Origin of the sequence: Variovorax boronicumulans NBRC 103145 (assembly GCF_001591345.1) — a bacterium.
In the GTDB taxonomy this organism is placed as follows: Bacteria; Pseudomonadota; Gammaproteobacteria; order Burkholderiales; family Burkholderiaceae_C; genus Variovorax; species Variovorax boronicumulans.
Window position 1 is genome coordinate 1 of record NZ_BCUS01000261.1, and the last position, 1,250, is coordinate 1,250.

Consider the following 1,250-nt stretch of genomic DNA (forward strand, 5'->3'; position numbering starts at 1 on the left):
AGCCATGTGCCGGCGCATGCCCATGCCGGTCGCGCCATCGGGTGCCAGCACGGGCAGCACGTAGCGCGTGGCGAGCGCGGCCGACACCAGCCCGGCGATCGAGAACACGCCCAATTGCGCCAGCCCCGGAAAGCCCGAGAACACCAGCGCCGCAAAGCCGCACACGGAGGTCAGCAGGCCCAGCCGCACCGTGGGCCAGTGCACCTCGCGCCAGCGCTGCCAGCCGGTGCCGGCCACGGCCGCGCCGCGCGCCTGGATCAGGTAGTAGATGGCGTAGTCGACCGTCTCGCCGATCAGCGTGCTGCCGAAGCCCAGCGTGAGCCCGTGCACCGAGCCGAACACCAGGCTGACCGACGCGGTGCCGACCACCACGCCCGTGGCCACCGGCAGGAAGGCGATGACCAGCGCACGCGGCGAGGCAAAGGCCAGCAGCAGCAGCACGCTCATCACGATGCCGCCCACCACCGCGAGGTGGATGGCTTCGGTCTTGATCTTTTCGCGGCTCATGACCGAGAACACGGGCGGCCCGCTCAACAACAGCTTGGGCGCAGCCTCGCCCATGCCGCGTGCGGCGGCTTCATAGGCGGCCTGCACGCGGGCGATGGCGACGGCCTGCGCATCGAGGTCGCCGCCGGCTGAGCGCGTGGTGGCGATCATGAGCGCACGCGGCGCCTCGCGCGACATCCAGACGCCGGCCTCGCTGCGCGGTGCGCTGGCCGGCACCAGCTCCATCGCGATGCGTTGGGTCTCGCCCGTCGGATCACTGTCGAGCAAGGGCTTGATCGCGTTGCCGGCCGGCGTGCCGAGCATCGACAGCGTGTCGACGATGGCCTCGCGCAACCCTTCGGCCGTGAACTGCCCCGGCATCACGCCGGACGAGAGCTGGTAGCGGTGCTGGAACACCCAGGTGCCGGCCTCGCTCCAGTCGCTCACGTCGCCGTTCTGCACCAGGTCGAAGAGCTTGCTGTCGCGCATCGCCTTGCCGACGGCGCGCGAGACCTCCGCGCGCTGTTCGACGCTGCCGCCCTCGAAGCCCAGCATCAGCGTGCGCGAGGCGACGCCGCTTTGCAGCTGCTCGATGAGCACGCGTTGGCGCAGGTCGGGGCTCTTGGGGAGAAAGGCCGACAGGTCGGCGCCGATCTGGGTGCGCGCGATGACGACCGCGCCGAGGGCCACGACCAGCAGCCACGCCAGCAGAACGACGATGCGGCGCGACCACCCCGGCGGCCCGCCCGCCTGCGCCAGGCTCA

Annotated in this window: 1 protein-coding gene; it reads right to left on the reverse strand. The window is 71.4% G+C overall.

Going from position 1 to position 1,250, the window contains the following annotated elements; genetic code table 11:
• On the reverse strand, positions 1-1,245 hold a 1,245-nt coding region (locus VBO01S_RS31415; RefSeq protein WP_157627557.1), incomplete at its 3' end, for an MMPL family transporter.
• Positions 1,246-1,250: the final 5 nt, after the last annotated feature.